Source organism: Cyanobacteriota bacterium (assembly GCA_025054735.1).
GTDB lineage: Bacteria > Cyanobacteriota > Cyanobacteriia > SKYG9 > SKYG9 > SKYG9.
Window position 1 is genome coordinate 1 of sequence record JANWZG010000600.1, and the last position, 1,679, is coordinate 1,679.

Sequence of the window (1,679 nt, forward strand, 5' to 3'; positions counted from 1 at the left end):
GGGCAAGAAGCTTGGTCAGAAGCAAGTATTTCTCCTATTGACGATGACTCGGTTGTTTGGGTTGTGCGTGATATTACAGCCCGTAAATACGCTGAGCAACAGTTGCAGCTTGAGAAAGAAAAGTCAGAACAACTGTTGTTGAATATTCTGCCAGGGACAATTGCCGAGCGTCTGAAGCTAGACAACCGTCCTATTGCTGACAGCTTTGCCGATGCCACCATTCTGTTTGCCGACATTGTTGGGTTCACAAAACTCTCGAATGATATTTCCCCTAGTGACTTAGTTGGCCTGCTAAACCGTATTTTTTCTAGCTTTGATGACATGTGCGACTACTATGGCCTAGAGAAAATTAAAACGATCGGCGATGCCTACATGGCAGTCAGTGGCCTTCCTAATCCACGCCCAGATCATGTGGAGGCCGCTGCCGAGATGGCGCTAGCCATGCAAGCTTGGATGAATGACTTCAAAACCTATGAAGGACAACCAGTCTCTATTCGTGTTGGCATTAATACTGGCACGGTTGTCGCTGGCGTGATTGGCAAAAAGAAATTTATTTATGATTTGTGGGGAGATGCTGTGAATATTGCTAGCCGGATGGAGTCTCAAGGAGAACCAGGCCAGATTCAAATTACGCAGGCAGTTTATAATCGGCTCCGCGATCGTTACCATTGCCAAGAGCGCGGAGTCATTTCCGTTAAAGGCATTGGAGCTGTGACTACCTACTGGTTGACAGGGAAAAAGGAGTAGCGTGTAGTCATTAGTGCCTATGGATAGGCTAGTTGCTGAAGCCACCAGCGTAGATGAACTCATGGTGACTACATAACGTAAATTTTCTTAACAAAGCGTTTCAGGGTACTGATATTCCCGCTTTATAATTGCATCACTAACTACAAATCAAGGCCAACTAAGGCTTGATTGTTACCATCAAGTCCTATTCCTACCGTAATTAATTCCTGATCCGTACCCTAGTCGAGAACATTGAGAGGTTTCCCCTGTGCAAGCGAATAATGCATCAACCAAGCAGGCATCAGGCGCATATGCGCTCATCGACAGTCTAGTCCGTCATGGTGTGAAACACATTTTTGGCTACCCTGGTGGAGCAATTTTGCCCATCTACGATGAACTGTATCGAGCAGAAGCAGAGGGCAAAATTCACCATATTCTTGTGCGCCACGAGCAAGGTGCTGCCCATGCGGCTGATGGCTATGCTCGGGCAACGGGTAAGGTGGGCGTGTGTTTTGGCACCTCTGGCCCTGGCGCTACCAACCTTGTTACAGGGATCGCCACGGCTCAAATGGACTCGATTCCTATGGTTATTGTCACAGGGCAGGTACCCTCCTATGCGATTGGCTCCGATGCATTTCAAGAAACGGATATTTACGGGATCACGTTGCCGATCGTCAAGCATTCCTATGTTGTGCGCGATCCGCGTGAAATGGCAACCATTGTGGCTGAAGCCTTCCACATTGCTAGCACAGGTCGGCCTGGCCCTGTCTTGATTGATGTTCCTAAAGACATTGGGCTAATGGTATTCGACTATGAGCCTGTGGAGCCAGGGTCAGTACGACTGCGGGGTTATCGTCCCACGGTGAAGGGTAATCCTCGTCAAATTTTGCAAGCTATTCCTTTGATGCGGTCAGCACGTCGTCCCCTACTCTATGTCGGTGGTGGGGCGATCG

Annotated in this window: 2 protein-coding genes; both read left to right on the forward strand. The window is 48.6% G+C overall.

Annotated features, from left to right (window positions below; genetic code table 11):
• On the forward strand, positions 1-747 hold a 747-nt coding region (locus NZ772_18565; GenBank protein MCS6815560.1), incomplete at its 5' end, for a PAS domain-containing protein.
• Positions 748-994: 247 nt separating this feature from the next.
• The coding region (locus NZ772_18570; GenBank protein ID MCS6815561.1) for a thiamine pyrophosphate-binding protein at positions 995-1,679 on the forward strand (685 nt) is incomplete at its 3' end.